Source organism: Bacillus sp. FSL W8-0629, from assembly GCF_038593225.1.
GTDB lineage: Bacteria > Bacillota > Bacilli > Bacillales > Bacillaceae > Bacillus > Bacillus altitudinis.
Map to the genome: position 1 here is coordinate 2,415,641 of NZ_CP151975.1, position 25,618 is coordinate 2,441,258.

Consider the following 25,618-nt stretch of genomic DNA (forward strand, 5'->3'; position numbering starts at 1 on the left):
CTACTTACACAGGGACGAGATGCTCTCGCGGTACCACCCTGATTATAGACATATGCGTCTATCACCTTCACATCCGATAACGCCGGAAGAGAGCGGCAGTGTTTATCTGCACTCGGGACTAGCTTCCGTTAAAGGTCTGATAAGGCTTTTCTCAGCAAACAAAGCCTCTCTCTGCAACAGCTTTTTAACGTACTCGGGTCCGTCATTGAATTCAATATGTATGAATCGAAATTATTATAGACAACTCGGCTCGTCTTGTCAATGAACGCTTCGTCTCATGTGAATATATTGCACAATAATGACCCTCATAATGGCTGCGGACGGCACGGCTAAAATCATTCCAATCAAGCCAAACAGCTCACCTCCAGCGAGTAACACCAGCATGATTACGACAGGATGCATATGCAGGCTTCTCCCGACAATGATCGGACTCAGTACATTGCTTTCTAAAAATTGAAGCACGGCTACTGTAATTAGCACAATGATCACTGACTTCACTGAGATGGTAAAAGCGATAAAGACAGCTGGGATCGCTCCAATAATCGGGCCAAAATACGGAATGACATTCGTTGCACCGATTAACATACCTAGTACAAGCGGATATGGAATATGGAACAGCCAAAGAACAATGGCAGCAGCTCCTCCAATTAAAGAACAGACAAGCAATTGCCCTCTAATATAATCCCCAAGTGAGTCATCCACTGCTTTCACAAAGGCATGTCCCCTTTTTCGGAAGCTTGGCGGGGTTAAATACCATGCTGCCCGCTTCATCGTGTTCATATCTTTCACCATATAAAAGACAAGAAAAGGAATAAGTGCAGCAACTAAGGCGTAATCAAGCAGTACTTTACAGCTAAGAATCATCCGCTCTGCCCCATTTGCGGCATACGTCTCAGATTGGACAATAAAACGATCCAGCCGTTCATGTAGTCCATCAGGCCAGTGGCTTGTATGACGATGAACATGTGATAAAGCACCATTATACGTTTCGGCAAGCATGGGAATTTGCTCCGACAATTCATTTAACTGAGCGATTAAAACCGGTGCCCCTTTATACACAGCCAAACCAATGCCGCCAAAAAACAGCACATATATCAATAAGAGACTGACCGTCCTTGGCAAACCTCGCTTATGTAGTCTTTCAACAATGGGATAAAGAAGATAAGAAATAAAAATAGCGATAAGAAGCGGGATCAAAACCGCTTTGAGCAATAAAAAAATAGGCATCCATAACTCGTCGAGCTGAACCAAAATGAGTAAAGACGCAAGGACAAGCAGTACACCTGCAGCATATATTAGAAACTCGATCGGACGTTTCTTCACCTTTTTCACCTCTCTTCTTATTGTTTAACCAACTTCTGCAATTATCCATGTAAATAAAATTTGTCCTAACTTTGTTAAAAATGAATACACATGAAACATACGGCTCCATCCAAAGTCACTGTTTGCTGTAAAATCTCGTTAGAAAACATTCCATTATTTTCTTATTTTTGCCTCATTTATGCTAGAATCCGCTTTAGCTCAATCATTAGAAGAGGAGGTTCTTCATGATCACATTCGAAGAAGTCAACAAGCATTACGGCCAGTTCCATGTACTTAAGGACATTAACCTACATATTCAAAAAGGTGAGGTTGTTGTGATCATCGGTCCTTCAGGGTCTGGAAAAAGCACGATGCTCAGATGTATCAATCGTCTTGAAAGCATTGATGAAGGAAAAGTCCTTGTCAATCAAGTGTCTGTTCAGCATCCGAAAACCAACATCAATCTCATCAGGCAAAATATCGGGATGGTGTTTCAGCACTTCCATCTTTATCCGCATAAGACGGTGCTTGAAAACATTATGCTTGCACCGATGAAGGTTAAAAAAGTGAGCAAAGAAGAAGCAAAGGAAACAGCTGAATTTTATTTAAATAAAGTTGGCATTCCTGAAAAAGCAGACACCTACCCTTCTAGACTCTCAGGAGGACAGCAGCAGCGTGTGGCAATCGCAAGGGGACTTGCAATGAAACCTGAGGTCATGCTTTTCGATGAACCAACATCAGCTCTTGATCCAGAGATGATCGGTGAGGTGCTAGATGTGATGAAACAGCTGGCAAGGGAAGGGATGACAATGGTCGTTGTCACGCACGAGATGGGGTTTGCCCGTGAAGTCGCAGACCGTATTGTGTTTATTGATGAAGGAAGAATTCTTGAAGAATCTACACCAGCTGCCTTTTATGAAAAACCGCGCGAGAAACGCGCTCAGCTCTTTTTAAGCCGTATTTTAAATCACTAGGGGGAATGAATTTGATGAAAAAAATGAAACGCTTTGGCCTATTACTGTTGATGACTTGCTGTATGATCGCTCTCGCTGCTTGCGGATCTGCCGAGAAAGGCTCAACCGATGCAAAACAAGGCAGCTCATTAGAAGCCATTAAGAAAGACAAAAAAATCGTTTTCGGTGTGAAAAACGATACTCGTTTATTCGGTCTAAAAAATCCTAGTAGCGGGGATATTGAAGGGTTTGATATTGATATCGCAAAAGCGATCACTAAAGAAATGCTCGGTGATGAAGGAAAAGCAGAATTCAAAGAAGTGACATCTAAAACAAGAATTCCTTTACTGCAAAAAGGAGATATTCATGCCATTGTTGCCACAATGACGATCACAGAAGAGCGTAAAAAAGAGGTCAATTTCTCAGATGTTTACTTTGAAGCAGGACAATCACTGCTTGTGAAAAAAGGCAGCGACATTCAATCGATTGATGATCTTAAAAAAGGTACGAAGGTGCTTGCAGTGAAAGGGTCCACTTCTTCTCAAAACATTCGCGAAAAAGCACCAGAAGCATCCGTTTTAGAATTTGAAAATTACCAAGAAGCCTTTACAGCCTTAAAATCAAATCAAGGGCAAGTTCTGACAACTGATAATGCAATTTTATTTGGCATGGCAGACGAAGATTCAAATTATGAAGTCGTTGGCGGAACATTTACCGATGAGCCTTATGGCATCGCTGTGAAAAAAGGCGATGAAAAATTGACAGAAGCCATTAATAAAGCGTTAAAGGCATTAAAAGATAATGGAGAGTATGACAAGATTCATAAAAAATGGATCAAAGAATAATCAATTGACTCGATCAATCTCAACACCCTCAGGAGAGCCGCTTGCCGGCTCCTCTGTTGATTAGGAAGGAAGTGAACTGATTGCTGCGGTTTTCCATTTTAACTGAGAACTTCCATCTTTATTTAGAAGGGTTTAAATATACGATTGGTGCAAGTGTCATTGCGTTGATTGGAAGCTTTTTCATCGGTACACTCATTGCCATTATGAGAATTGCGCCACTAAGGCCGCTCAACTGGTTAGGGACGGCTTACGTGGAATTTATTCGCAATATTCCGTTATTATTGATCACCTTTGTGTTCTTTTTTGGTTTACCGGTACTTGGCATTGTGGCAGATGGCTTTACAGCAGGAACCATTGCCCTCTCCATTTATACGTCTGCTTTTATCGCTGAAGCCATTCGTGCAGGTATACAAGCTGTACCGCTTGGACAAATGGAAGCAGCTAGAGCTTCTGGTCTGTCATATAGCGGAACGATGCGATATATTATTCTGCCGCAGGCAATCAAAATTGTCATTCCACCACTTGGGAATCAATTTATCAACCTTGTGAAAAACTCGTCTATTTTAGGTGTCATTGCAGGGTTTGATCTGATGTACCAAGGAGACCTTATCGCTTCGAGAACGTTTGTGACATTTGATGTATACATCTTTGTTGCCATGTTCTATCTTCTATTGACCATTCCGCTTAGTCTAGGCGTTGGTTATTTAGAAAAAAGATTAGCACGAAGCCACTAGAAAGGAGGAAACACAATGGATTTTATAGGTGCCTACCAGCCCGATCATCTCGCCTTTTTACTTGAAGGATTTGCTGTCACCTTAAAAGTGGCTTTTATCTCCATCATTTTAAGCTTTATCATCGGATTAGTCGTTGGCACATTGAGGTTCGCACAAATCCCTATTTTATCAAAGGTGCTTGCGGTCATTGTGGAAACCGTTCGGAACCTGCCGCTTTTGCTGATCATCTTTTTTACGTATTTCGCCCTACCTGAAATCGGTATTAAGCTGAGCATTACAGCCTCTGCCATTGCGGCTTTAACCGTGTTTGAATCCGCCATGCTGTCAGAAATCATTCGCAGTGGATTAAAATCAATTGATAAAGGACAAATCGAAGCGGCCAGATCCTCTGGTTTAACCTATATTCAAACATTAAAAATGATTATCATGCCACAGGCGTTACGCCGAATGGTCCCGCCGATTGTCAGTCAATTTATTTCTCTTTTAAAAGATACATCGCTTGCCGTTGTGATTGCCCTTCCAGAGTTATTGCATCACGCGCAGATTTTAAATGGTCAAAGCCAATCTTATTTACTTCCTATTTTCCTCTTGGCGGCCATGATGTATTTTGTTGTGAACTTCAGCTTGTCTATACTTGCACGGAGATTAGAGTACAGGCAGGCATAAAAAAAGGACATCCACTCATGGTGGATGTCCCTTTTTGTTTAAAGCATTCGCATAACTCGTTTTCTCATCTTTTTCATATCCCGCTTAGATGGCATATCATATCGACTTGCAAAGTGATATGCGAGTGCACCTGCACCAAGCGTTAATAGTGAAGAAGTCATTTTGCCCATTCGAAATTCCCCCTTAACACTTATAGTTGAATTGAACGTTCATCGTCACTAAACAGGTCGTCTAAACTGCTTAGTGTACCGTCTTCCTCCACTTGGTGAGTAGATATTTTGCCTTTTGACAGTGTCAATTCAATAAAACAGCCCCAGCAATAATATTGATTGACCCCAATTTTTCCGATGTCTTTACATTTGCAATTTGGGCAAATGAGCATACTCAGCACCTCTTTACGTTCGGTTTAGAACAAGTGCTTCCTTTTGAACATCCATCAAGGTTCCGGCAGCATGCAGCTGCTTTCGAATCCCTGATAGCTCTGTAAAGAAGCCGTCCGAGAGTTCATATGCTACGATTGTGCCCGAATTTGTACAAAAGTATACATCTTCCAAAACACCTAATGTTTCACCATCTGGCGTATGGATCATTTTCTTTTTTAATTTCGAAAAGAAGAAGGATGGGGCGGAGGTATCTATCTCGATGCCCTTCTGGCAGCTCACATATAGACCTTTGTCTGTCAGTTTGTCGCCAGCTGAGAATGGAATGAAAGCACAGTCTTTCTTTTTCCCATCTAAAACATATCCCCCGCAGCTGCCGCCGGCTAAAAAGCAAATATCTTTGATCGCCCCAAGTGAATGAGACAGCTCGTCTGTATAGATCGTCAGTCCTTCAAGCTCTCGACATGTTCTCAAAATGTGATCAACCACCTTTTCGGAACAGTCTTATCGTGTGCGTTTCCTCTATGACTCATACGAAGAAATGGCTTCCATGAAGGAAGCCATTTACTCTTGCATAAAATCAAACGGAGTGATTCCCTCCATGCCAATATTGGCATCGTGTACACTGAAAGGAAGTTCTTTTTGGAGGGCTGCTAGCTCAGCGTCCATGATTTTTTCCGTTTCAGTAAGACGCATGGTTAAAGACGTTTGTCTGAGGGAGTCTTCATTATTTTTCACGCCCCACTCTAATGCTGATTCCTCGCCGCACAAAATTAAAAACTTTTTACTTCGTGTAATGGCCGTGTAAAGCAAATTTCTTCGAAGCATTCGATAATAACTTCTCACGACTGGCAGCACCACGATTGGGAATTCACTGCCCTGAGATTTATGAATCGAGCAACAATAAGCGTGTGTAAATTGATGAAAATCTTTTTTCGTAAACGTGATTTCGTTTCCATCAAAGGAGATGACCGCCATATCTTCTTTTTCCGTGTTTTCTTTCGCATAAAAGATCGAGACAATTTCGCCAATATCTCCATTAAAAATGTTATTCTCGGGCTGATTGACAAGCTGAAGTACCTTATCGCCTGTCCGGTAGACGACATCACCAAATGGAATCTCTCTTCCTTTTGGCTTTTTAGGATTCAAAATTTGCTGAAGCATTTTATTCAGTTCATTAATGCCTGCTTTTCCTTTATACATCGGGGCAAGCACTTGAATGTCCTTTGCTGAATAACCCTTTTGAGCAGCATTGCTGACCACTTTCTCGATGACTTCTTTCATTTGGTCACTAGAGCATTGAATAAAGGATCGATCCTTCGAGCGCGCAGTAATATCCTTTGGCAATACACCATTTTTCATATCATGCGCAAGCTCAACAATTGTTGAACCGTCTGCCTGCCGGTAAATATCAGTTAGTGTAACTGCCGGTATAGCTTGTGACGCAAGCAGGTCTCTTAACACTTGACCAGGTCCGACAGATGGAAGTTGATGTTCGTCTCCAACCATAATGACTTGAATATGATCTGGGATCGCCTTAAACAAATGGTTCGCCAGCCAAATATCCAGCATACTCGATTCATCAATGATGACAAGCTTCCCTTCAATCGGCTGGTCTTCATCATGTGAGAAGCCTTCTGATCCATTCCAGCCTAGCAACCGGTGAATGGTCACAGCAGGAAGTCCAGTGGATTCTGTCATTCGTTTCGCAGCACGTCCAGTTGGTGCGGCAAGCACGAACGGAAATGCTTCATCTTTTTTATAATCACCCGGGTCAAGAGATACGCCGTGAAGATCGCTGTAAAGCTCGACAATCCCTTTAATGACCGTCGTTTTCCCTGTACCCGGTCCGCCTGTTAAAAGCAGCATTGGAGACATGAGTGCCTTTTGAATGGCTTCTTTTTGGGTTGGTGCATACTGGACACCAAGCCGTTCCTCCAGTTCACCGAGTGCAAGCAGAAATTCTGATTCAGGAAATTGATCTGCATATTCCGTTTGAGCGACAATTTTTTGAATGCGTTTTGCCACACTTTGCTCCGCATAAAAGAGCGACGGATGATAACAGCGCTCATCTTCAATAATCATTTCTTTCCCTTCACCAAGTGCAATGATCTGATTGGCAACGTCCATTTCAGTCACTTTGTAGTCATTGCCGGTTTGATTCAGCAGTTTACGGGTTTCGACGATCAGATCTTTCGTTTGTATGTACGTATGACCGTCCTGCAGGCTTGCTGTCTCAACGGTATACAAAAGGGCTGCACGAATGCGGTCTGGATCATTTCCAGATATCCCTGTTCTAGCGCCGAGTTCATCTGCTTTAATAAAGCCAATCCCCTCGACGTCTTTGACGAGCTGATAAGGGTTTTCTTCAATTTTCTGCAACGTTTCACTCTCGTAAACTTGGTAAATCTTCATGCTAAGCTGAGGACCAAAACCATATTGATTCAGGCTGATCATGATTTGCTCAAGCCCTTGATGCTCTTGAAGTGCGGCAGCCAGCTTATCGGCCTTCTTTTTTGACAGGCGAGGGACATCATACAACACAGACGGATCACGCATAATTTGATGAAGCGTCTGATTGCCAAGCTTGCCGACGATTTCTTCCGCCGTCTTTTTCCCAATCCCTTCAAACAAGTCACTAGAGAGATAATGAATGATGCCTTGCTTTGTTGTAGGGACTTCCTTTTGAAAATGAGTGGCTTGAAACTGCTCGCCAAACTTCGGATGACTTGTGACCTTGCCATAGAAGGTGTAGGTTTCCTCCTCATGAAGCGCTGGGAAGTACCCTGTGACAGATGCTGTCTTTTCCTCTAAATTCTCTGATGTTTCAATGACTTTTACTTTTAACACCGAGTATAAATTACCTTCGTTATGGAAAATAACGGCTTGAACCGTCCCTTTTAAAAACGGTTCATCTTCAAGCTTCATTTGATCTGGATGTTCCTGCACAGGTCTTCCCTCCTTCCGGTTATTCTGCCTCTTGAATCAGCTTTTGCGCATGCAATGCAAGCATATGATCAGGCTGCACGTCAATGGCTTTTCCTAGCATTTCAAGCGCTTCGTCCTTTTTCTCTAAATACGCATACGCAACGCCCGCATTATAAAAAGCGTCTGCATGCTGCGGATCTCGCGTAATCACTTCAGTAAAGACTGCGACCGCTTCCTCCAGCAGATGTTCATTCGCTAAGCACATGCCAAATTGAAATCTTGCTTCGTTATCTTCTTCGTTTAGCTCAACTGCACGCTGAAGATAAGGCATCGCAAGCTTTGGCTGCTCTAATTTCATCAGTGTCTGCCCTAACATATAAAACAAATCACTGTTTTCCATTCCAGCTTGTAGCGCTTGCTCAAAATAGTCTTTCGCTTTCATAAAGTCTTCTTTCATCGTGTAAACATTTCCTGCTCCGTAATAGGCTGCAGCTGCTGTATGATCAAGTTCAATGGCTTTTTGAAAGAAGTTCAAAGCACGTTCAAATTCATGAACACTTGAAAGTAAATTCGCAAAGTTAATATATGGAACCGGGTCCTTTGGGCTTTCTTCAATGGCTTTCGTAAAAGCTTCAGCTGCCTGTTCGATGTTCCCTTGATTTAAAGCTTCAATACCGATTTCGTTATGATTCATTCGCTCTCTTCATCCTTTCATTAAAAAACCTCAACAGCGACGTTGAGGTTTTTAACACATGTTACACATACGACAGCTTTTGGCCATCTTTAAAGACATCGTCAATGGTCCCGCCGCCAAGACATTCTTCGCCATCATAAAAAACAACAGCTTGTCCTGGAGTGACAGCACGAACGGGTTCATCAAAGATCACCATTGCTTCCTGCTCACCTGTCATTTTGACTTTTACATGATGGTCTTCTTGACGGTATCGGAATTTCGCTGTGCATGTGAGTTCACCGTTTTCGCCGACAATATGAGGACGCGTCCAGCTGATGTTAACAGCTGAAATACTTTCAGAGTATAAAAGCGGATTGTGGAAGCCTTGTTCAACAAATAAGATATTTTTCTCTAAGTCCTTCCCAACAACGAACCACGGATCACCGCTTCCGCCAATGCCAAGTCCTTGGCGTTGACCGATCGTGTAATACATGAGTCCATCATGTTCACCTTTTACTTCTCCGTCCATTGTCTGCATCACACCGGGCTGTGCAGGCAAATATTGGCTAAGGAACGTTTTAAAGTTTCTTTCCCCAATAAAGCAGATGCCCGTAGAATCTTTTTTCGTTGCTGTTGCGAGCTCTGCTTCTTTCGCTAATTCACGCACTCTTTTTTTCTCTAAATCGCCGATTGGGAACAATACTTTATCAAGTTGTTCTTGAGTCAGCTGATTCAAGAAATAAGTTTGGTCTTTGTTTGTATCAAGACCTCTTAGCATTTTCACTTCATCGCCGGTTCTGTCGACACGGGCATAGTGCCCTGTTGCCAAATAATCCGCTCCAAGCGACAATGCATGCTCAAGAAATGCTTTGAACTTAATTTCTTTATTACACATGACATCTGGATTCGGCGTTCTGCCTGCTTTATATTCATCAAGAAAATATTGAAACACTTTGTCCCAATACTGTTTCTCGAAATTCACTGCATAATATGGGATTCCAATCTGGTTACAAACACGAATGACATCCTCATAGTCCTCCGTTGCTGTACATACACCATTTTCATCTGTGTCATCCCAGTTTTTCATAAATATGCCGATCACATCATAGCCTTGCTCCTTTAGCATGAGCGCAGCAACTGATGAATCGACGCCTCCAGACATACCGACCACAACTCTTGTGTCTTCAGGTCTTTTTGTCATCTTCATCAACTCCAATTTCAATGAAACAACGTGCGCGTTTCGTTCTTCAGGTGCCTAGCTGTTTCATTTTTCACACACGAACAAAAGGGGAGCCATTTATTTGGCTAGGCGTTTCACGACAGCCGCTATCTTATGCGCCGCCTGCTTCACATGTTCCTCTTCATTTCCAAGACCGAAGCTTATTCTGACTGAGGATGTCAGCTCTTTTGCTTCTTCACCATACATGGCGCTTAATACGTGCGAAGGAAGGACAGATCCAGCCGTACATGCTGACCCGCTCGAAACAGCAATCCCTTCCATATCTAAGTTCACAAGTAACGATTCAATAGAAACGCCCGGGAAGTGGACATTTAAAATATGCGGCAATGTCTCTTTCGGATGTCCATTGATAGAGAAATTGAGTGATTCCTCTTCGAATACTTGCAGCATCGCTTCTTTGAGCTTACCATAATGCACTGCTTTTTCTCTTCTATTTTGCTTTGTTAATTGAACTGCTTCTGCAAGTCCAATGATTCCCGCCACATTTTCAGTACCAGCACGGCGTTTTCTCTCTTGTTCTCCTCCGAATAGCTGCGGTGAAAGTTTTACACGCTCATTCACGTATAAAAAGCCTGTTCCCATCGGGCCATTTAGTTTATGACCGGACGCAGATAAGAGGTCGATATGAAGTTCTGTGACATCAATTGATATTGTCCCAAATGCCTGTACTGCGTCTGTATGAAAATAAGCAGTGTGTTCGTGTAAAAGTTGACCAATTTCTTTAATTGGCTGAATCACACCCGTTTCATTATTGCCGTACATGATAGTCACAAGAATTGTATCGTCTCTTAGTGCTTGTTTTAATTGATCAAGATGAATCAATCCAGTGTGATCCACATCTAAATACGTCACATCAAAACCAAGATTCTCTAAGCGTTCGCATGTATGCAGCACTGCATGATGCTCAGTTTTTGTTGTGATGATATGTTTTCCTTCATGCTGCCTTGCCATTGCCACACCTGTAATGGCCAAGTTGTCTGCCTCTGTTCCTCCGCTTGTGAGGATGATCTCCTGCTGCTTACAGTGTAATTCTCCTGCAATGACTTCCCTTGCTTCATCGAGCCACTTTCTTGCCTCGCGCCCATATGAATGAATACTAGAGGGATTGCCAAATATCTCTGTAAAGTAAGGCATCATCTTGTCCACAATCCGTTGATCCATAGGAGTTGTGGCTGCATGATCTAAATAGATACGTTCCATTTACGGTACACCTCTGATCTAAATATAGAACATATACGCCTCTTGATCCTCGTCATCTTTATAGCTTGCCAAGTCTTCAAGAGTTGTATTGTCCAGTACGTCTTTTACTGCATCACGAATACGAATCCAAAGTGCACGCTTTGCTGGTTCTTCGTTTTCAATCACTTCAACAGGACTAATAGGTCCTTCTAATACACGAATAATATCACCGGCTGTAATCTCGTTTGGCTCATGGGCAAGCACATAGCCGCCATACGCTCCGCGGATACTTTTCACAAGACGTGCATTGCGAAGTGGTGATACAAGCTGCTCTAAATAATGCTCAGACAAATCATTGTTTTGAGCGATTGATTTTAATGATGTAGGGCCTTCGCCATGTTTTTTGGCTAATTCGATCATGATCGTCAGACCATATCTGCCTTTAGTAGAAATTTTCAAGTTAAACACCTCTGCGTTTTCTATTTCTATGTCATCAATTATTTTTCTGATTTCATATACGCTTATATAGACCAAAAGCAATTATATCATACTTTTAGCCAACTTTCATTTGCGGGTTCTGAGCTCAAAACGAGGACGCATCCCTTTTCTATTTGAAGAAATTTCGGTACTCTATACAAACAAGACATTGCTTTAGGAGAGATAATCATGAAACCTTTAGCGTATCGGATGCGCCCAAGTCATATTGGAGACATTATTGGGCAGGAGCATCTCGTTGGGGAAGGTCAAATTATTAGACGAATGGTCGAGGCAAAACATTTGTCCTCGATGGTTTTATACGGACCGCCGGGAATCGGCAAAACATCCATTGCAACTGCAATTGCTGGCAGTACAAGCATTGCCTTCCGTACATTGAATGCGGTGATTCATAACAAAAAAGATATGGAAGCTGTCGCCGCTGAAGCGAAAATGAGTGGTCAGGTCATCCTGATTTTAGACGAAGTCCACAGACTCGATAAAGGGAAGCAGGATTTCCTTCTTCCGTATTTAGAAAATGGCATGATCATTTTAATTGGCGCGACAACAGCTAATCCGTATCATGCGATTAACCCAGCCATCCGCAGCCGGACACAAATATTTGAGCTGAAGCCGCTGGAAACAGAGCAAATTAAAGCTGCATTATCTCGAGCTTTACAGGATGAACATCGCGGGCTTGGCGGTTATTCGGTCAAAGTTGATGAGGAGGCAATGAATCATTTTGCAAATGGATGCGGAGGAGATGTGCGTTCCGCTTTAAATGCGCTTGAACTAGCCGTCTTATCGACAAAAGCGGATGAATCTGGACAGATCACGATCACTCTAGCTGCAGCAGAAGAATGTTTACAAAAAAAGAGCTTCTCGCATGATAAAAACGGTGATGCCCATTATGATGTCCTCTCGGCTTTTCAAAAATCCATTAGAGGATCTGATGCAGATGCTGCGCTGCATTACCTTGCAAGACTCATTGAAGCGGGAGACCTTGAAAGCATTTCGAGACGATTACTTGTGATGGCTTATGAAGATATTGGCCTAGCCAGTCCGCAGGCAGGGCCACGTGTGTTAAGCGCTGTTCAAACAGCTGAGAGAGTTGGTTTTCCAGAAGCACGAATTCCACTCGCTAATGCCGTGATTGAACTGTGTCTTTCTCCAAAGTCAAACTCCGCTTACCAAGCGATTGATGCGGCACTGCATGATATTCGCACGGGGAAAATTGGTGAAGTTCCCGTTCATTTAAAAGATGCCCACTATAAAGGAGCAGCAGCACTTGGAAGGGGCGCCGATTACTTATATCCGCACGATTATGAAAATGGCTGGGTGAAGCAGCAATATTTACCTGACCCGCTGAAAAACAAACAATATTATGAACCAAAGCAAACTGGAAAATTTGAAGGTGCACTAAAGCAAGTGTATGAAAATTTAAGACGGCAAAAATAAAAACAGCCCCCTGCTCTAAGCAGGCGGGCTGTTTATTTATCTTTCACACGTGTAATCGGAATGTCTTTTAACAGTTTCATAATGACATGACCACCCATAATCAGTCCAGCCACAGATGGAACAAATGCATTGGATGATGGCGGCATTTGTGCCTTACGAATTTTCGCTTCATCATTTCCAACTTCTTTTCTCACATCTTCACGAATGACAATCGGACTTTCATCAGAGAAAATAACTTCAATTCCCTTACGAATGCCTTCCTTCCGCAGGCGTGTTCTGACGACTTTCGCAATTGGGTCTGTATGTGTTTTCGAGATGTCATCAATTTTAAAGCGTGTCGGATCTGTTTTATTTGCAGCACCCATACTCGAAATAATGTTCACATCGCGTTTCAGGCACTCTTTCATTAAATGAATTTTATAATGAATTGTATCTGATGCATCAATGACATAATCAAGTGGATACTCAAAGAATTGTTCATATGTTTCTTCTGTATAGAACATTTTGAGCGCAACAACTTCACATTCTGGGTTGATGTCAGCAATTCTTGCCTGCATTAAGTCAACTTTAGGCTGACCAACCGTTGATAGCAAAGCTGGCAGCTGCCTATTTACATTTGTAATATCAATATCATCTTTATCAACAAGAACAATACGGCCAACACCTGAACGAGCAAGAGCTTCTACTGCAAAAGAACCTACGCCGCCTACTCCAAGCACTGCAACTGTACTGTTTTTTAATATATTTAAGCCTTCCTTGCCAATGGCAAGCTCGTTTCTTGAAAACTGATGTAACAAGTGCCTCACTCCACCTTTATTTAAAATGAATCGAAAGAATCATATCATATTCAGCGTTCTCCGTCATCCTTCTCAAATAGAAAAAAACACAAAAAAGTCCCGATCACGCCGCCAGCTTTTCCTTCGTTTTGAACCCCGCACCATGCAGGTGGGTGCTTTCTTCCTCACTTTATAAGTCCTCAGAAGAGGCATTTATGCAGAAAGGAAAGGCAAGCTCCCGTAGAAAAAAATGTTCGGTCAAAACTAGGTAACCACCGTACGTATCAGGACTTTATTTATTGGTTGATGAAAGCATATCATAGGCATGTCCCTTTTTCAAGCGTTTACATGCCTATAAACATGCGCCTATTTTACTGTTTTACTTTTGTTTTAATAGCCAAACTCAGTTCATCTAGCTGCGCTGCGCTTACAGTGCCAGGAGCATCTGTGAGAACACAGCTTGCACTTGCCGTTTTCGGGAACGCAATGGTATCTCTTAGGTTAGATCGGCCGGCAAGCAGCATCACTAGGCGGTCAAGTCCAAGCGCAATTCCGCCGTGCGGAGGCACACCATGCTCAAATGCATCAAGAAGGAAGCCGAACTGATCGTACGCTTCTTCTTTAGAAAAGCCAAGTAAACCAAACATTTTCTCTTGAATGTCCTTTTCAAAAATACGAATAGAACCTCCGCCAAGCTCATAGCCGTTCAGCACAAGATCATACGCTTGAGCTTTCATATCTTCTGGACTTGTTTCAATTAATTCAAGATCATCACGAACTGGCATTGTGAAAGGATGATGAGCAGCATAGAAGCGGCCTTCTTCTTCATCTTTTTCAAGCAGCGGCCAGTCGACTACCCATAAGAAATTGAAGACAGACTCATCGATGAGTTTAAGCTCTTTGCCAAGTTTCAAACGAAGTGCGCCAAGCGCATCATGGACAACAGACGTTTTGTCAGCGACAAAAAGTAAAAGGTCTCCCTCTTCAACTTGAAGCTGTTCTTTTAATTCTGCTTGTTTTGACTCATCAAAGAATTTAGCGATTGGTCCTTTTAACTCTGTCCCTTCAGCTTTTAGCCAAGCAAGACCTTTTGCACCATAGTTCGCTGCAAATGCACCAAGTGCATCGATGTCTTTTCTTGAGTAGTTTGCTGCAGCCCCTTTGACATTAATGGCTTTGACAGCTCCGCCATTGTTTACAGCACCGCTGAAGACTTTGAAATCTGAGTCTTTTACCGTGTCTGAAATGTTGACAAGCTTCATGTCAAATCGGGTATCTGGCTTGTCAGAACCATAGGAATTCATCGCTTCATCGTACGTCATACGAGGTAATGGCAATGTCAGGTCAACGCCTTTGACATCTTTCATCACCTTTGCCATCATCTCTTCAGCAAGCGTCATGATGTCTTCTTGGCTCATAAAGGACATTTCAATATCGACTTGTGTAAATTCCGGCTGACGGTCAGCACGCAAGTCTTCATCTCTAAAGCAACGAGCGATTTGATAGTAGCGGTCCATCCCAGACACCATGAGCAATTGCTTAAATAATTGCGGAGACTGCGGCAGCGCATAGAATTCTCCTTCGTGTACACGGCTTGGCACAAGATAGTCACGCGCACCTTCTGGCGTACTTTTTGTTAAAATTGGTGTTTCAATGTCTAGAAAGCCGTGATCATCTAAGAAATGGCGGAATGCTTTTGTGACTTCATGTCGCATTTTCATCGTTTCAAACATCGCAGGACGGCGAAGATCTAGGTAGCGGTATTTTAAGCGCACATCTTCTGATACCTCATCTGCTTGATCAGAAATCACAAATGGAGGCGTCTTGGCTTCATTTAAAACAGTGACTGTGTCGACTTGAATTTCAATTTTGCCTGTTTTTAAATTTGGGTTGATCGTAGCTTCTTCTCTTGCGACCACTGTCCCTTTAATATCAAGGACATATTCATTCCGAATCGATTCTGCTGTCTCAAGAGCCTCTTTTGATTGGTCTGGATGAAAGACAACTTGCACAATGCCTGTACGATCACGCAGGTCAATAAAGATTAATCCGCCAAGGTCACGACGTTTTTGTACCCATCCTTTTAATACAACGGTTTGACCGATTTGGTCTTCTGTTACTTCTCCACAATAAAAAGTTCTACCAAACACAAACATTCCACTCCTTCTTTACGCTTTCTGGTGGGCTTTCATCATTTGAATCAGCTCATCAAGCTTCACTTCAATTTGTTCACCCGTTGTCGTATCTTTTACGTTTACAATTTGCTGCGCTAGCTCATCTTCACCAAGAACTGCAATAAACTTGGCTTTCAAGCGGTCTGCCGCTTTAAATTGTGCTTTTAGCTTTTTCCCTGTATAGTCCATTTCACTTGAAATGCCTTCTTTTCTTAGGCGATTCAATAAGCCAACAGCATAATCTTTTGCTTGATCTCCTAATGCCGCAATATATAAATCAATGCCGTCTTGAACAGGAAGCTCGATCTTCTCTGCATCAATCGCTGATAGGAAACGTTCAATACTCATCGCAAAGCCGATACCTGGTGATTCAGGACCGCCAATTCCTTCAACAAGTCCATCATAACGGCCGCCGCCGGCTAATGTTGTGATCGCGCCAAAGCCTTCTGCATTACTCATGATCTCAAAGGCAGTGTGATTGTAATAATCAAGACCGCGCACTAAGTTCGGATCGACGACATATTCAATGCCTAGATCGGTTAAGTATTGTTTTACTTTTTCAAAATAAGTCCGTGATTCTTCATTTAAGTAATCTTGAATGGATGGTGCCGTTGCCATCAGTTCGTGATCGCGGTCCTTTTTACAATCAAGAATACGCAATGGATTTTGATGTAAACGAATTTGGCAGTCGTGACAGAATTCATCAATTCTTGGTTCAAAATGCTCGACAAGTGCTTGACGGTAATCTGCACGGCTTTCTTTGTCACCAAGGCTGTTAATAACGAGTTTTAAGTTGGAAAGACCTGCTTTCTCATACACACTCATCGCTAATGAAATGACCTCTGCATCAATGGCAGGATCTTTTGAACCGATCGCTTCAATTCCGAATTGATAAAATTGACGATATCTTCCCGTTTGTGGACGCTCATAGCGGAACATTGGTCCAATGTAGTACAGCTTTGTAGGCTGTGCAGGCTGTGCAAACAGTTTATTTTCAACATAAGAACGGACAGTCGAAGCTGTTCCTTCTGGGCGAAGTGTGATGCTACGTCCTTTTTTATCTTCAAATGTGTACATCTCTTTTTGAACGATATCTGTTGACTCGCCTACTCCTCGTGCAAACAGTTCTGTATGCTCAAAAATCGGTGTGCGGATTTCTTTGTATTGAAAGGCTGCACATGTATCTCTCGCAATTTGTTCAACATACTGCCAGCGTTCTGATTCTCCCGGTAAAATATCCTGTGTGCCTCTTGGAATATTAAAACTCATTTTTCGTCCTCCTACGACCATCATTCATTTTTTATGTGGACATATAAAAAACCCCCGCCTCTACTATGTGTATAGTAGGGACGAGAGTTATACCCGTGGTGCCACCCTAGTTGGAACATGATCTAGCCATGTTCCCGCTCAAATCCTTAACGCAGATTCACGTTCTCCGCCTATTGACTCATTTTTTGAGTGTTCAGCAGGAAACCTACAGAGTGTTCTTTCGTGATAAATGCCATGCGGATTCGCTTTCAGCCTAAGGCGATTCCTCTCTGCTCACGCAATTTACCCTACTATTCTCTATCATCAGTTCCACATTTTAAATTTTCAAGTGTGTTGATTTATATTATAATAAGGTCGGTGCTGCCACTCTGTCAACCCTTGCCGTGTCTCTTTTTCTTTTCCAGCTCTTCTTTTGACGTGCATCCGTATTCAGATGCCGTTTCTTCAAGGAAGCCTGGTTGATCCATTTCGTCGTGCTGCCAGCGGTCGATATCACGATGTCCATTATATTGCACTCGTCCTAATTTTCTGCTTAATCTCATGTTTGTACATCCTTTTATCACATTTTTATTTAGTATAAACAGATTGATTCAATTTTATTAGGGAAACTGCAAGGAATTCATCCATTACATAACGAATTAACATTCATCGGTTTTACAAGGGAGGGGAAAACACCGTTTTGAATCTGAAAACACACCATCACATGATGTTGCTGCTCACCTGTTTTGTCCTCATTGCCAGCACTTGGCCAATGACACATGCGACGGCTCAAACAGATCAAGCTGTCGTTGCAACAGATGAAATCAATGTGCGAACCGGACCTGGTTTAAGCTACGGGATCGCAGCAGTTGTGAAACGAGGAGAAAGCTACCCGATTCTCACTGAACAAGGAGAATGGGTACAGATCGGGCTATCGAACGGACAAAAAGGCTGGGTCGTCTCATGGCTGATTACCAAGTCATCTGATGCACAAAAGCCTGCTAAGCAAAAGACACAAGGTCAAAGTACGCAAGGAAGCAGTTCGATTACGTCAACAGCCTCTGACCTTCGCATTCGGACAGGCCCAGGGACTTCCTATCAAGTCATTGGCACTTTCCCGCAGGGCGCTTCCGCTAAAAAGCTGGACACAAGCGGTGAATGGACAAAAATATCGTACAAACAAGCAGAAGGCTGGGTCCACTCTGATTATATTTCTGGCGGACAAAACGCTTCTTCATCCAGTTCAGCTGAGCCCGCTCGTTCTAAACAGTCCGGCACAGTTGGCGTATCAAGCTTGAATGTTCGAAAATCGGCGGCACCGAACGCACAAGTGGCCGCTTCACTTTCCCGCAACACTCAAGTCACCATTTTACGGGAGCAAAATGGCTGGTATGAAATCGAAGCAAAAGGCGTTAAAGGCTGGGTTGCAAGTTATTATATTGTCTCAAACCAAGGAGCAAGTGCAGCACCTGAAAAGAATTCATCCTCTTCGTCATCTCATCAGAAAGCGTACATCGTTTATGATGGAACGAATATTAGAAAAAGCGCTTCTACCTCCGCTGGAATTGCAGAAAGAGCAACAAAAGGAGCTGCTTATCAAATTGTTCGTACGCAAGGTGACTGGTACGAGGTGACATTATCAAACGGCGGAACAGGCTACGTGGCGAGCTGGGTCGTTCAAACAAAGAAAAATAGCAGCGAAGCACCAAGACCTCAGCAGGATTCATCGTCTGGCACTGGATCTTTAAAAGGCAAAACAATTGTTCTTGATCCTGGGCATGGCGGAAAAGACAGCGGCACGATCGGCGCAGACGGTGCATTTGAAAAGAATATCACGATCAAAACCGCTCATTTGCTGGCGGGTAAGTTAAGAGCTTCTGGAGCAAATGTCTATTTAACAAGAAGTGATGATACATTCATCAGCCTTCAATCGAGGGTTGCCACTTCACATTACCGAAATGCAGATGCATTTATTAGTCTTCATTATGATAGTTTTATGGACCAAAGTATCAGAGGGAGCACCGCATATTATTATCAAGCATCCAAAGATCAACGTCTGGCGACAAGCGTTCATACGGAAGTCGCAAAACGATCACAGATCCCTGATAAAGGAGTCAAATTTGGAGATTATTTTGTTTTAAGAGAAAACAAGCGCCCTTCCCTTTTATATGAACTCGGCTATTTAAGCAATCCTCAAGAAGAAGCGATCATTTATAGCGCCTCTTACCAAGAACGAGTGACAGAAGGAATGACAGAAGGATTAAAACAATATTTCCGATAGAAAAAAGAGGCCGCTGTGCCTCTTTTTTGTATGATCTCAAAAGAAAAAGACTCTAAACAAACTCTCAGCAAGAGTTTATCCACAGTCTAATGTCTTTCTATTCTTTGCTGTCCATCAACATGGTGACAGGCCCTGAATTGGTCAATGAGACGTCCATCATCGCCCCAAAACGTCCAGTTTCAACATGGATGCCTTTTTCTCTAAGCGTTTCATTGAAGCATTCGTAAAGTGAATTCGCCATATCCGGTTTGGCAGCTTTCATAAAGTTCGGCCGTCTGCCTTTTCTCGTATCACCATAAAGAGTAAATTGAGATACAGACAGCACGCTTCCTTTTACATCTAACAAAGAATGATTCATTTTCCCGTTTTCATCTTCAAAAATACGCAAGTGTGCGAGCTTTTCAGCTAAGTAATGCACATCTTCTTCTGTGTCTTCATGTGTAACCCCAACGAGCACCATATAGCCTTCATTGATGGCACCTGTGATCTCTTCTTCTACTTTCACAGATGCACTCGTCACACGCTGAACAACAAGCCTCATAGACGATATACTTCCTTTCTAATTCATGAATCGGCGAACAGAGTAAATGTCTTTGATTTGTTTAATGCGTTCTACCACTTTGTGCAAATGGTTAATATTTTGGATAAAGATCGCCATATGGATCGTCGCCACTTTGTTACGATCAGACTTACCAGAAACGGACGAGATGTTCGTTTTGGTTTCGTTGACTGCTTGAAGCACCTCATTAAGTAAGCCGCGTCTGTCATATCCTAATATTTCAATTTCCACATTGTATTCTTTACGGTTTCGAGCAGGCTGTTCATGCTCCCACTCAACCGGGATTAACCGTTCCTGCGCTTCTCCTGTCTTCACGTTCGGACAGTCATCACGGTGAACAGATACGCCACGGCCTTTTGTAATAAAGCCAACAATGCTATCACCAGGAACAGGATTACAACACTTAGATAAACGGACAAGCAAGTTATCAATGCCTTTCACTCGCACGCCAGCTTCTCGTTTTTTCCCGTGATATGGTTTTGACTCTACAGACACTTCTTGAACGGTTTTCTCTTGTTCTTCCTGATCTCTTTGTTTTCTTTCTTTTTCCGTTAAACGATTCGCCACTTGGAGTGCCGTAATTCCGTTATAACCGACAGCTGCATACATGTCCTCTTCATTTGAGAAATTAAATTTATCGGCCACTTTTTGCAGATTTTCAGTGGTCAAAATGTCTTTGACATCGAACTCAAGGTTTTTGATTTCTTTCTCCACAAGTTCTCGGCCTTTTTCGACATTTTCTTCACGGCGCTGTTTCTTGAAAAACTGTCTGATCTTGTGCTTCGCTTGGGAGGTTTGGGCAAGTTTGACCCAATCCTGGCTCGGTCCATAGCTATGCTTAGAAGTCAGAATTTCAATAATGTCACCTGTTTTTAGCTTATGATCAAGTGTGACCATTTTACCGTTGACTTTGGCTCCGATTGTTTTATTCCCAATTTCCGAATGAATCCGGTATGAGAAATCAATTGGTACGGAACCAGACGGCAGCTCGATGACGTCACCTTTTGGTGTAAATACAAACACCATATCAGAGAAGAGATCGATTTTTAACGATTCCATAAATTCTTCCGCATCTGTGGATTCATTTTGGAATTCAAGGATTTCTCTAAACCAAGACAGCTTCTTCTGGAAAACGGCTTCTTCCGTCGATTCTGCTGACTCTTTGCCTTCTTTATACGCCCAGTGTGCCGCAATTCCGTATTCCGCAATTTCGTGCATTTCCACTGTACGAATCTGAACTTCAAGCGGGTCCCCTTTTGGACCAATCACCGTTGTATGAAGAGACTGATACATGTTCGGCTTTGGCATCGCAATATAATCCTTAAATCTGCCTGGCATCGGCTTCCAGCATGTATGGATAATACCAAGTACCGCATAGCAGTCTTTAATGCTGTCAACCAAAATACGTACAGCCAGCAAATCATATATTTCATTAAATTGCTTATTTTGCATGACCATTTTTCGATAAATACTATAAATATGTTTCGGTCTGCCGGAGAATTCAGCCTTAATGTTCACCTCAGACACGCGGTCTTTTACTTCATTGACAACCTCGTCCAAGTATTCCTCACGTTCCGCTCGTTTGCGCTTCATGAGATTCACAATCCGGTAGTATTGTTGCGGATTTAAATAGCGGAGGGCTGTATCTTCAAGCTCCCACTTAATCTTTGAAATCCCTAATCTGTGCGCAAGCGGTGCAAAGATTTCAAGGGTTTCATTTGAAATTCTTCGCTGCTTTTCCTGCGGAAGGTGTTTGAGTGTTCTCATATTGTGAAGACGGTCTGCCAGCTTAATTAAGATGACGCGAATATCCTGCGCCATTGCAACAAACATTTTACGATGGTTTTCAGCCTGTTGTTCTTCTTGTGATTTATATTTAATCTTTCCGAGCTTTGTCACACCATCAACAAGCATGGCTACTTCTTCGTTAAAATGCTCTTTTAAATCTTCTAATGTCACATCCGTGTCTTCGACAACATCATGCAAGAAGCCGCCAGCAATGGTCGAAGGATCCATTTCAAGATCAACAAGAATTCCCGCCACTTGAATAGGATGGATAATATAGGGCTCACCGGATTTCCGGTATTGCTCCTTGTGAGCATTTTCAGCATATTCGTATGCACGCTCTATAAATTGAATATGTTCAGCGGACAGGTATTCTCTTGCCTTATCAATGACCTGCTGCGCCGTTAAAACTTGTTCGTTCGCCATGGAATCACCTTTTTAAATGAAAACTGTATTGTAGTTTATTATCAAGAAAAATCCGATAGATGTAAAGAGAAGAAGTCCGCTAAAAGATTTTTGATAGGAAAAAAGCACCCTTCTTACTGAGTGCTTTTTGCGTAAAACTCCATTAGTATTGCATTAACGTCAAGATGTCGTAACCGTCAAGCTTCTTTCTGCCATCAAGATACGTCAGCTCAATTAAAAATGCAATCCCTGCCACAACGCCGCCTAATTCCTCAACCAGCTTGATGGATGCTTCAATCGTTCCACCTGTCGCAAGCAAATCATCTGTGATCAGTACACGCTGACCAGGACGAATTGCATCTTTATGAATCGTTAATACATCTTTACCGTATTCCAAACCGTAATCGACTTTGATGACTTCACGAGGAAGCTTTCCTTCTTTACGAACTGGGGCAAAACCTACACCAAGTGCGTATGCTACAGGGCAGCCAATAATGAATCCACGCGCTTCAGGTCCAACAATGAGATCAATGTCTCTTTCCTTCGCGTATTCAACGATTTGATCCGTTGCATAACGGTACACTTCGCCTTTATCCATTAACGTTGTAATATCTTTAAATTGTACACCTTCCTTTGGGTAGTCAGGTACAACTGTCACATATTGTTTTAAATCCATCTTTTCCTTTTCCTCCTCGTACGTCAAAGCACAGGTGAGACTTCGCTCATCATGCTATTCAGCCATTCCTTCAGCTCTTTGGCTGAGGAATATGTTAGTGTTTGATCGAGTTCCATCAATCGTTGTTTTGCTGTATAAGACGATGATGCGGTTAAATCTTTTTTAGGGGCATCACGCACTATTGACAGCACACCATTCTCTATTTTAACAAAACCGAGTTCAAAAAACACCTTTGTCATAAAAATGATTGTATCTTTTGTCCAACCTCTATGTTTGGCAAGCTCCATGCCTTGTTCTTTAATAGGAAAACTTCCCCGTTTGAACAAGAACCCATAAAACCATTTGAATTGATCACGGCTCGGGAATGAGGACATAAAGTGATCTTCTTTCCGCTGAAACACCGTATAAATTCTTGCTGGTTGTTGATTTTCTAAAAGCAGCTTGAGCAAGTGTTCATCGGCAGGAACATCGGCAAAGATCACATACTTTTCCTGCACATCAAACGTGGATACATTTTCTGCATCAATAAGGTGAATCGGAATATCCACCAGCTCCGATTGCTTTTTTGTTTCTTCGTCAAAACAGAAGACCATTGTTTTTGCTGGATCAAGTGTTGATACTTTCTTTTCCCAATCTTTTTTCCCGCGTAAATCAAACAGCTGCCATTCATCGACTCTAGCGTCTTTTAGCATGAGCTGAGGTTTCTTTCGGTTATTCCATTCATTAATCGAGACCTCGCCAACGACAGAAATTTGACTCCCTGGGACAAGTTCTTCTTTTAGCTTGCCTTGGTGAAAACCGACACAGTCGAGCAGCTTGTCTTCGTCTTTTAGTGACATTTTAATGTGATTTTGATTGGCCCCGATCGTTCGGATGTCTTCAAGCTGGGCGTCTTCAATCATAATGAACGGCTTAGGATTCTGCATGCCAAACGGGGACAGCAGTCCCACTTCTTCAATGGCTTGCACCGTCATTTCGTCCACTTTACATACTGCATCGACCCGTTGAATTGGAATAAAATCTTCTTCAGTCAACGTTTCATTTGCATATTGATTCAATCTTTCCCTAAGTAAAGGAACATCATCCGCTTGAAGTGTCATTCCTGCTGCCATCGGGTGTCCACCGAAATGCGGCAGGATGTCACGGCACTTGCTCAAATGGAAAAACAAATCAAAGCCAGGAATACTTCGGGCTGACCCTTTCGCCATCTGCGTTTCTTCATCTATTCCAAGCACAATCGCCGGACGAGAAAATGTATCCGTCAATTTTGAGGCAACAATGCCGACAACGCCTGGATTCCAGCCAGCTTTTGCTACGACGATAGCAGACTGGTCAGCGCCTGTCTCTTCGACCATTTGAATGGCTTCTTCCGTGATCGTACTCACAATTTTCTGCCGTTCTTTGTTCAATTCTTGTACAAAACGAGCGAGTTCTTCTGCTTCATCCATATCCTCAGTCATGAGAAGATGAACAGCCGGATCTGCCTGCTCAATTCGTCCAACAGCATTCAGCCTTGGCGCAATTTGAAAGCCGACCGTCTCCTCATTTGCTTCTTCAAGAGTGGCGCCTGCTTCTTTTAATAACGCTTTTAACCCAGGCCGTCTAGACTGTCGAAGCTGCATCAGACCTTTTTTGGCAATCCATCTATTTTCATCATGCAGCGGGACAAGATCCGCAATTGTACCGATTGCAGCAAGATCTAATAATTCTACTGGGAGTTTACCGAGGAGTGCATGTGCCACTTTAAACGCAACACCGACACCCGCCAGCTCTTTAAACGGATACTCACACCCTGGCTGCTTAGGATGTACAATCGCAAGTGCCTCAGGCAGTTCCTCGCTTGGTTCATGGTGATCTGTGATGATCAGGTCTAATCCTATTTCTTTTGCAATACGTGCTTCATTTACAGCAGCGATCCCTGTATCCACAGTGATGACAAGCGATGCTCCTTGCTCTTTGATATATCGGAAAGCCTGTTCGTTTGGCCCATATCCTTCTTTAAATCGATCTGGAATATAAAAGTCTACCTTCGCAGATCGTTCTTTAAGTGTATGTAAAAGTACAGAAGTACTTGTCACACCATCTGCATCATAATCTCCGAAGATCACAATCGATTCCTGCTCTTCGATCGCTTTGTTGATGCGCTCTACTGCTTCTTTCATTCCTTTTAATAAGAATGGATCATGAAATTCGGCTTTTTGATCAAATAAAAAAGACCTCGCTTCTTCTACTTCTTCGAGTCCTCTTTGTACAAGAAGTGATGCAGTCAGCGCTGAAATATTCAGATTTTCAGAGAGTGATTTCACTTTTTCTTCGCTAGGATGTTCATATTCCCAACGCATTTTGGATAATAACATAAATTCACCCCTCAACCACACTATTATACTAGAGTGGACTGAGGGGTTTCAATTTTTATTTTATGAAATTGTACTGGAAGATTATTTTTCCTTCCGGTCAAAAGACGCTGGCTGTTCTTTTAAAGGTGTGACATTCGTTTTCTTTTGAACGTCTTTGTCTACCTTTTTTGGAGAAGCAGTAGGGGCAGTCACAGCGGCTGCACGTTCAGCTTTTAATGCTTTTAATTCACGTTTCAGTTTCACAATTTGGAAAATCCCCGCAAAAGCCACAATGAGTCCGCCCATCAGAACAGAACCGATAATGACAAGGATCAGCGGCCATTCAGCCGTTCCAAATAAGTAGTCTACCTGTACAGGCCGCACGTTAATAACAGCAAATACTGAGACAATTAATACGAAAATAAATGCGAGTATGATGGTCCATTGTTGTTTATTCATCTACAAATCCCCCAAGCTTTTTCTTTTATTCTTCCCTCTTTCTTGTCCTTTTTAAACACAGAAAGAACATGGCGGAAGGTTTTCTAT

The 25,618-nt window shown here is 42.6% G+C and carries 24 protein-coding genes, 1 other RNA gene and 2 other annotated features; of the genes, 6 read left to right on the forward strand and 19 right to left on the reverse strand.

The window, feature by feature from the left end; translation table 11 throughout:
- Positions 1–7: 7 nt before the first annotated feature.
- Positions 8–215 (reverse strand) — a binding site (T-box leader).
- Between the two features lie 43 nt (positions 216–258).
- On the reverse strand, positions 259–1,323 hold the full coding sequence (locus tag NSQ17_RS12485; protein ID WP_017358104.1) for an AI-2E family transporter: 1,065 nt from the start codon (positions 1,321–1,323) through the stop codon (positions 259–261).
- Between the two features lie 224 nt (positions 1,324–1,547).
- Here NSQ17_RS12485 and NSQ17_RS12490 point away from each other — a divergent pair, with 224 nt between their 5' ends.
- The 4 genes from NSQ17_RS12490 to NSQ17_RS12505 all read left to right on the forward strand — a co-directional run bounded on the left by NSQ17_RS12490 (position 1,548) and on the right by NSQ17_RS12505 (position 4,500).
- Positions 1,548–2,276 carry an amino acid ABC transporter ATP-binding protein gene (locus NSQ17_RS12490; RefSeq protein ID WP_007501456.1) on the forward strand — a complete coding sequence of 243 codons (729 nt, stop codon included), beginning with the start codon at positions 1,548–1,550 and terminating at the stop codon, positions 2,274–2,276.
- Positions 2,277–2,290: 14 nt separating this feature from the next.
- The gene (locus NSQ17_RS12495) at positions 2,291–3,100 is read left to right on the forward strand and encodes a transporter substrate-binding domain-containing protein (RefSeq protein WP_041506818.1); all 810 of its coding nucleotides are present in this window, start codon (positions 2,291–2,293) and stop codon (positions 3,098–3,100) included.
- A gap of 80 nt (positions 3,101–3,180) precedes the next feature.
- On the forward strand, positions 3,181–3,834 hold the full coding sequence (locus NSQ17_RS12500) for an amino acid ABC transporter permease (RefSeq protein WP_268363284.1): 654 nt from the start codon (positions 3,181–3,183) through the stop codon (positions 3,832–3,834).
- 15 nt (positions 3,835–3,849) lie between these two features.
- On the forward strand, positions 3,850–4,500 hold the full coding sequence (locus NSQ17_RS12505; RefSeq protein ID WP_008342693.1) for an amino acid ABC transporter permease: 651 nt from the start codon (positions 3,850–3,852) through the stop codon (positions 4,498–4,500).
- A gap of 38 nt (positions 4,501–4,538) precedes the next feature.
- On the opposite strand, the gene NSQ17_RS12510 is transcribed toward NSQ17_RS12505, so the two are convergent.
- The 8 genes from NSQ17_RS12510 to NSQ17_RS12545 all read right to left on the reverse strand — a co-directional run bounded on the left by NSQ17_RS12510 (position 4,539) and on the right by NSQ17_RS12545 (position 11,359).
- A complete protein-coding gene (locus NSQ17_RS12510) occupies positions 4,539–4,670 on the reverse strand; it encodes a YrzQ family protein (RefSeq protein ID WP_008342695.1) in 132 nt (43 codons plus the stop codon).
- 20 nt (positions 4,671–4,690) lie between these two features.
- A complete protein-coding gene (locus NSQ17_RS12515) occupies positions 4,691–4,882 on the reverse strand; it encodes a hypothetical protein (protein WP_003216308.1) in 192 nt (63 codons plus the stop codon).
- 13 nt (positions 4,883–4,895) lie between these two features.
- On the reverse strand, positions 4,896–5,354 hold the full coding sequence (locus NSQ17_RS12520; RefSeq protein WP_039167084.1) for a PRC-barrel domain-containing protein: 459 nt from the start codon (positions 5,352–5,354) through the stop codon (positions 4,896–4,898).
- A gap of 90 nt (positions 5,355–5,444) precedes the next feature.
- Complete coding sequence (locus tag NSQ17_RS12525) at positions 5,445–7,829, reverse strand: ATP-dependent RecD-like DNA helicase (RefSeq protein WP_342467464.1); 2,385 nt, start codon at positions 7,827–7,829, stop codon at positions 5,445–5,447.
- A gap of 19 nt (positions 7,830–7,848) precedes the next feature.
- A complete protein-coding gene (locus NSQ17_RS12530; protein WP_008342707.1) occupies positions 7,849–8,502 on the reverse strand; it encodes a tetratricopeptide repeat protein in 654 nt (217 codons plus the stop codon).
- Between the two features lie 61 nt (positions 8,503–8,563).
- Positions 8,564–9,682, reverse strand: coding sequence for a tRNA 2-thiouridine(34) synthase MnmA (mnmA, locus tag NSQ17_RS12535; protein WP_008342709.1), 1,119 nt, complete (start codon positions 9,680–9,682; stop codon positions 8,564–8,566).
- 96 nt (positions 9,683–9,778) lie between these two features.
- Positions 9,779–10,921 carry a cysteine desulfurase family protein gene (locus NSQ17_RS12540; RefSeq protein ID WP_041506813.1) on the reverse strand — a complete coding sequence of 381 codons (1,143 nt, stop codon included), beginning with the start codon at positions 10,919–10,921 and terminating at the stop codon, positions 9,779–9,781.
- 18 nt (positions 10,922–10,939) lie between these two features.
- The gene (locus NSQ17_RS12545; protein ID WP_008342713.1) at positions 10,940–11,359 is read right to left on the reverse strand and encodes an Rrf2 family transcriptional regulator; all 420 of its coding nucleotides are present in this window, start codon (positions 11,357–11,359) and stop codon (positions 10,940–10,942) included.
- 207 nt (positions 11,360–11,566) lie between these two features.
- Between NSQ17_RS12545 and NSQ17_RS12550 the strand changes: the two genes are divergently transcribed.
- The gene (locus NSQ17_RS12550; protein WP_342467465.1) at positions 11,567–12,832 is read left to right on the forward strand and encodes a replication-associated recombination protein A; all 1,266 of its coding nucleotides are present in this window, start codon (positions 11,567–11,569) and stop codon (positions 12,830–12,832) included.
- A gap of 32 nt (positions 12,833–12,864) precedes the next feature.
- On the opposite strand, the gene NSQ17_RS12555 is transcribed toward NSQ17_RS12550, so the two are convergent.
- From NSQ17_RS12555 to NSQ17_RS12575, 5 genes are all read right to left on the reverse strand, one after another.
- Positions 12,865–13,629: a tRNA threonylcarbamoyladenosine dehydratase gene (locus tag NSQ17_RS12555; protein WP_008342718.1), complete on the reverse strand. Its 765-nt coding sequence runs from the start codon at positions 13,627–13,629 to the stop codon at positions 12,865–12,867.
- A 92-nt stretch (positions 13,630–13,721) separates the two neighbouring features.
- Positions 13,722–13,902, reverse strand: a non-coding RNA gene (gene ssrS, locus NSQ17_RS12560) — 6S RNA.
- Positions 13,903–13,979: 77 nt separating this feature from the next.
- The gene (gene aspS, locus NSQ17_RS12565; RefSeq protein WP_026050119.1) at positions 13,980–15,758 is read right to left on the reverse strand and encodes an aspartate--tRNA ligase; all 1,779 of its coding nucleotides are present in this window, start codon (positions 15,756–15,758) and stop codon (positions 13,980–13,982) included.
- 18 nt (positions 15,759–15,776) lie between these two features.
- Positions 15,777–17,051: a histidine--tRNA ligase gene (gene hisS, locus NSQ17_RS12570; RefSeq protein WP_008342721.1), complete on the reverse strand. Its 1,275-nt coding sequence runs from the start codon at positions 17,049–17,051 to the stop codon at positions 15,777–15,779.
- Between the two features lie 73 nt (positions 17,052–17,124).
- Positions 17,125–17,364, reverse strand: a binding site (T-box leader).
- Positions 17,365–17,422: 58 nt separating this feature from the next.
- Complete coding sequence (locus NSQ17_RS12575) at positions 17,423–17,593, reverse strand: YrzK family protein (protein ID WP_003216250.1); 171 nt, start codon at positions 17,591–17,593, stop codon at positions 17,423–17,425.
- Positions 17,594–17,730: 137 nt separating this feature from the next.
- Between NSQ17_RS12575 and NSQ17_RS12580 the strand changes: the two genes are divergently transcribed.
- Positions 17,731–19,311: an SH3 domain-containing protein gene (locus NSQ17_RS12580; RefSeq protein ID WP_144679885.1), complete on the forward strand. Its 1,581-nt coding sequence runs from the start codon at positions 17,731–17,733 to the stop codon at positions 19,309–19,311.
- Positions 19,312–19,408: 97 nt separating this feature from the next.
- Here NSQ17_RS12580 and dtd read toward each other — a convergent pair whose 3' ends face one another.
- The 5 genes from dtd to NSQ17_RS12605 form a co-directional block, all read right to left on the reverse strand.
- Complete coding sequence (gene dtd / locus NSQ17_RS12585; RefSeq protein ID WP_017358114.1) at positions 19,409–19,852, reverse strand: D-aminoacyl-tRNA deacylase; 444 nt, start codon at positions 19,850–19,852, stop codon at positions 19,409–19,411.
- Positions 19,853–19,870: 18 nt separating this feature from the next.
- Positions 19,871–22,081, reverse strand: coding sequence for a bifunctional (p)ppGpp synthetase/guanosine-3',5'-bis(diphosphate) 3'-pyrophosphohydrolase (locus NSQ17_RS12590; RefSeq protein WP_017358115.1), 2,211 nt, complete (start codon positions 22,079–22,081; stop codon positions 19,871–19,873).
- Between the two features lie 142 nt (positions 22,082–22,223).
- On the reverse strand, positions 22,224–22,736 hold the full coding sequence (locus NSQ17_RS12595; protein ID WP_008342729.1) for an adenine phosphoribosyltransferase: 513 nt from the start codon (positions 22,734–22,736) through the stop codon (positions 22,224–22,226).
- Positions 22,737–22,759: 23 nt separating this feature from the next.
- Complete coding sequence (recJ, locus tag NSQ17_RS12600) at positions 22,760–25,093, reverse strand: single-stranded-DNA-specific exonuclease RecJ (protein WP_035390967.1); 2,334 nt, start codon at positions 25,091–25,093, stop codon at positions 22,760–22,762.
- Positions 25,094–25,174: 81 nt separating this feature from the next.
- Complete coding sequence (locus tag NSQ17_RS12605; RefSeq protein ID WP_024718382.1) at positions 25,175–25,531, reverse strand: lipopolysaccharide assembly protein LapA domain-containing protein; 357 nt, start codon at positions 25,529–25,531, stop codon at positions 25,175–25,177.
- Between the last annotated feature and the right edge of the window lie 87 nt (positions 25,532–25,618).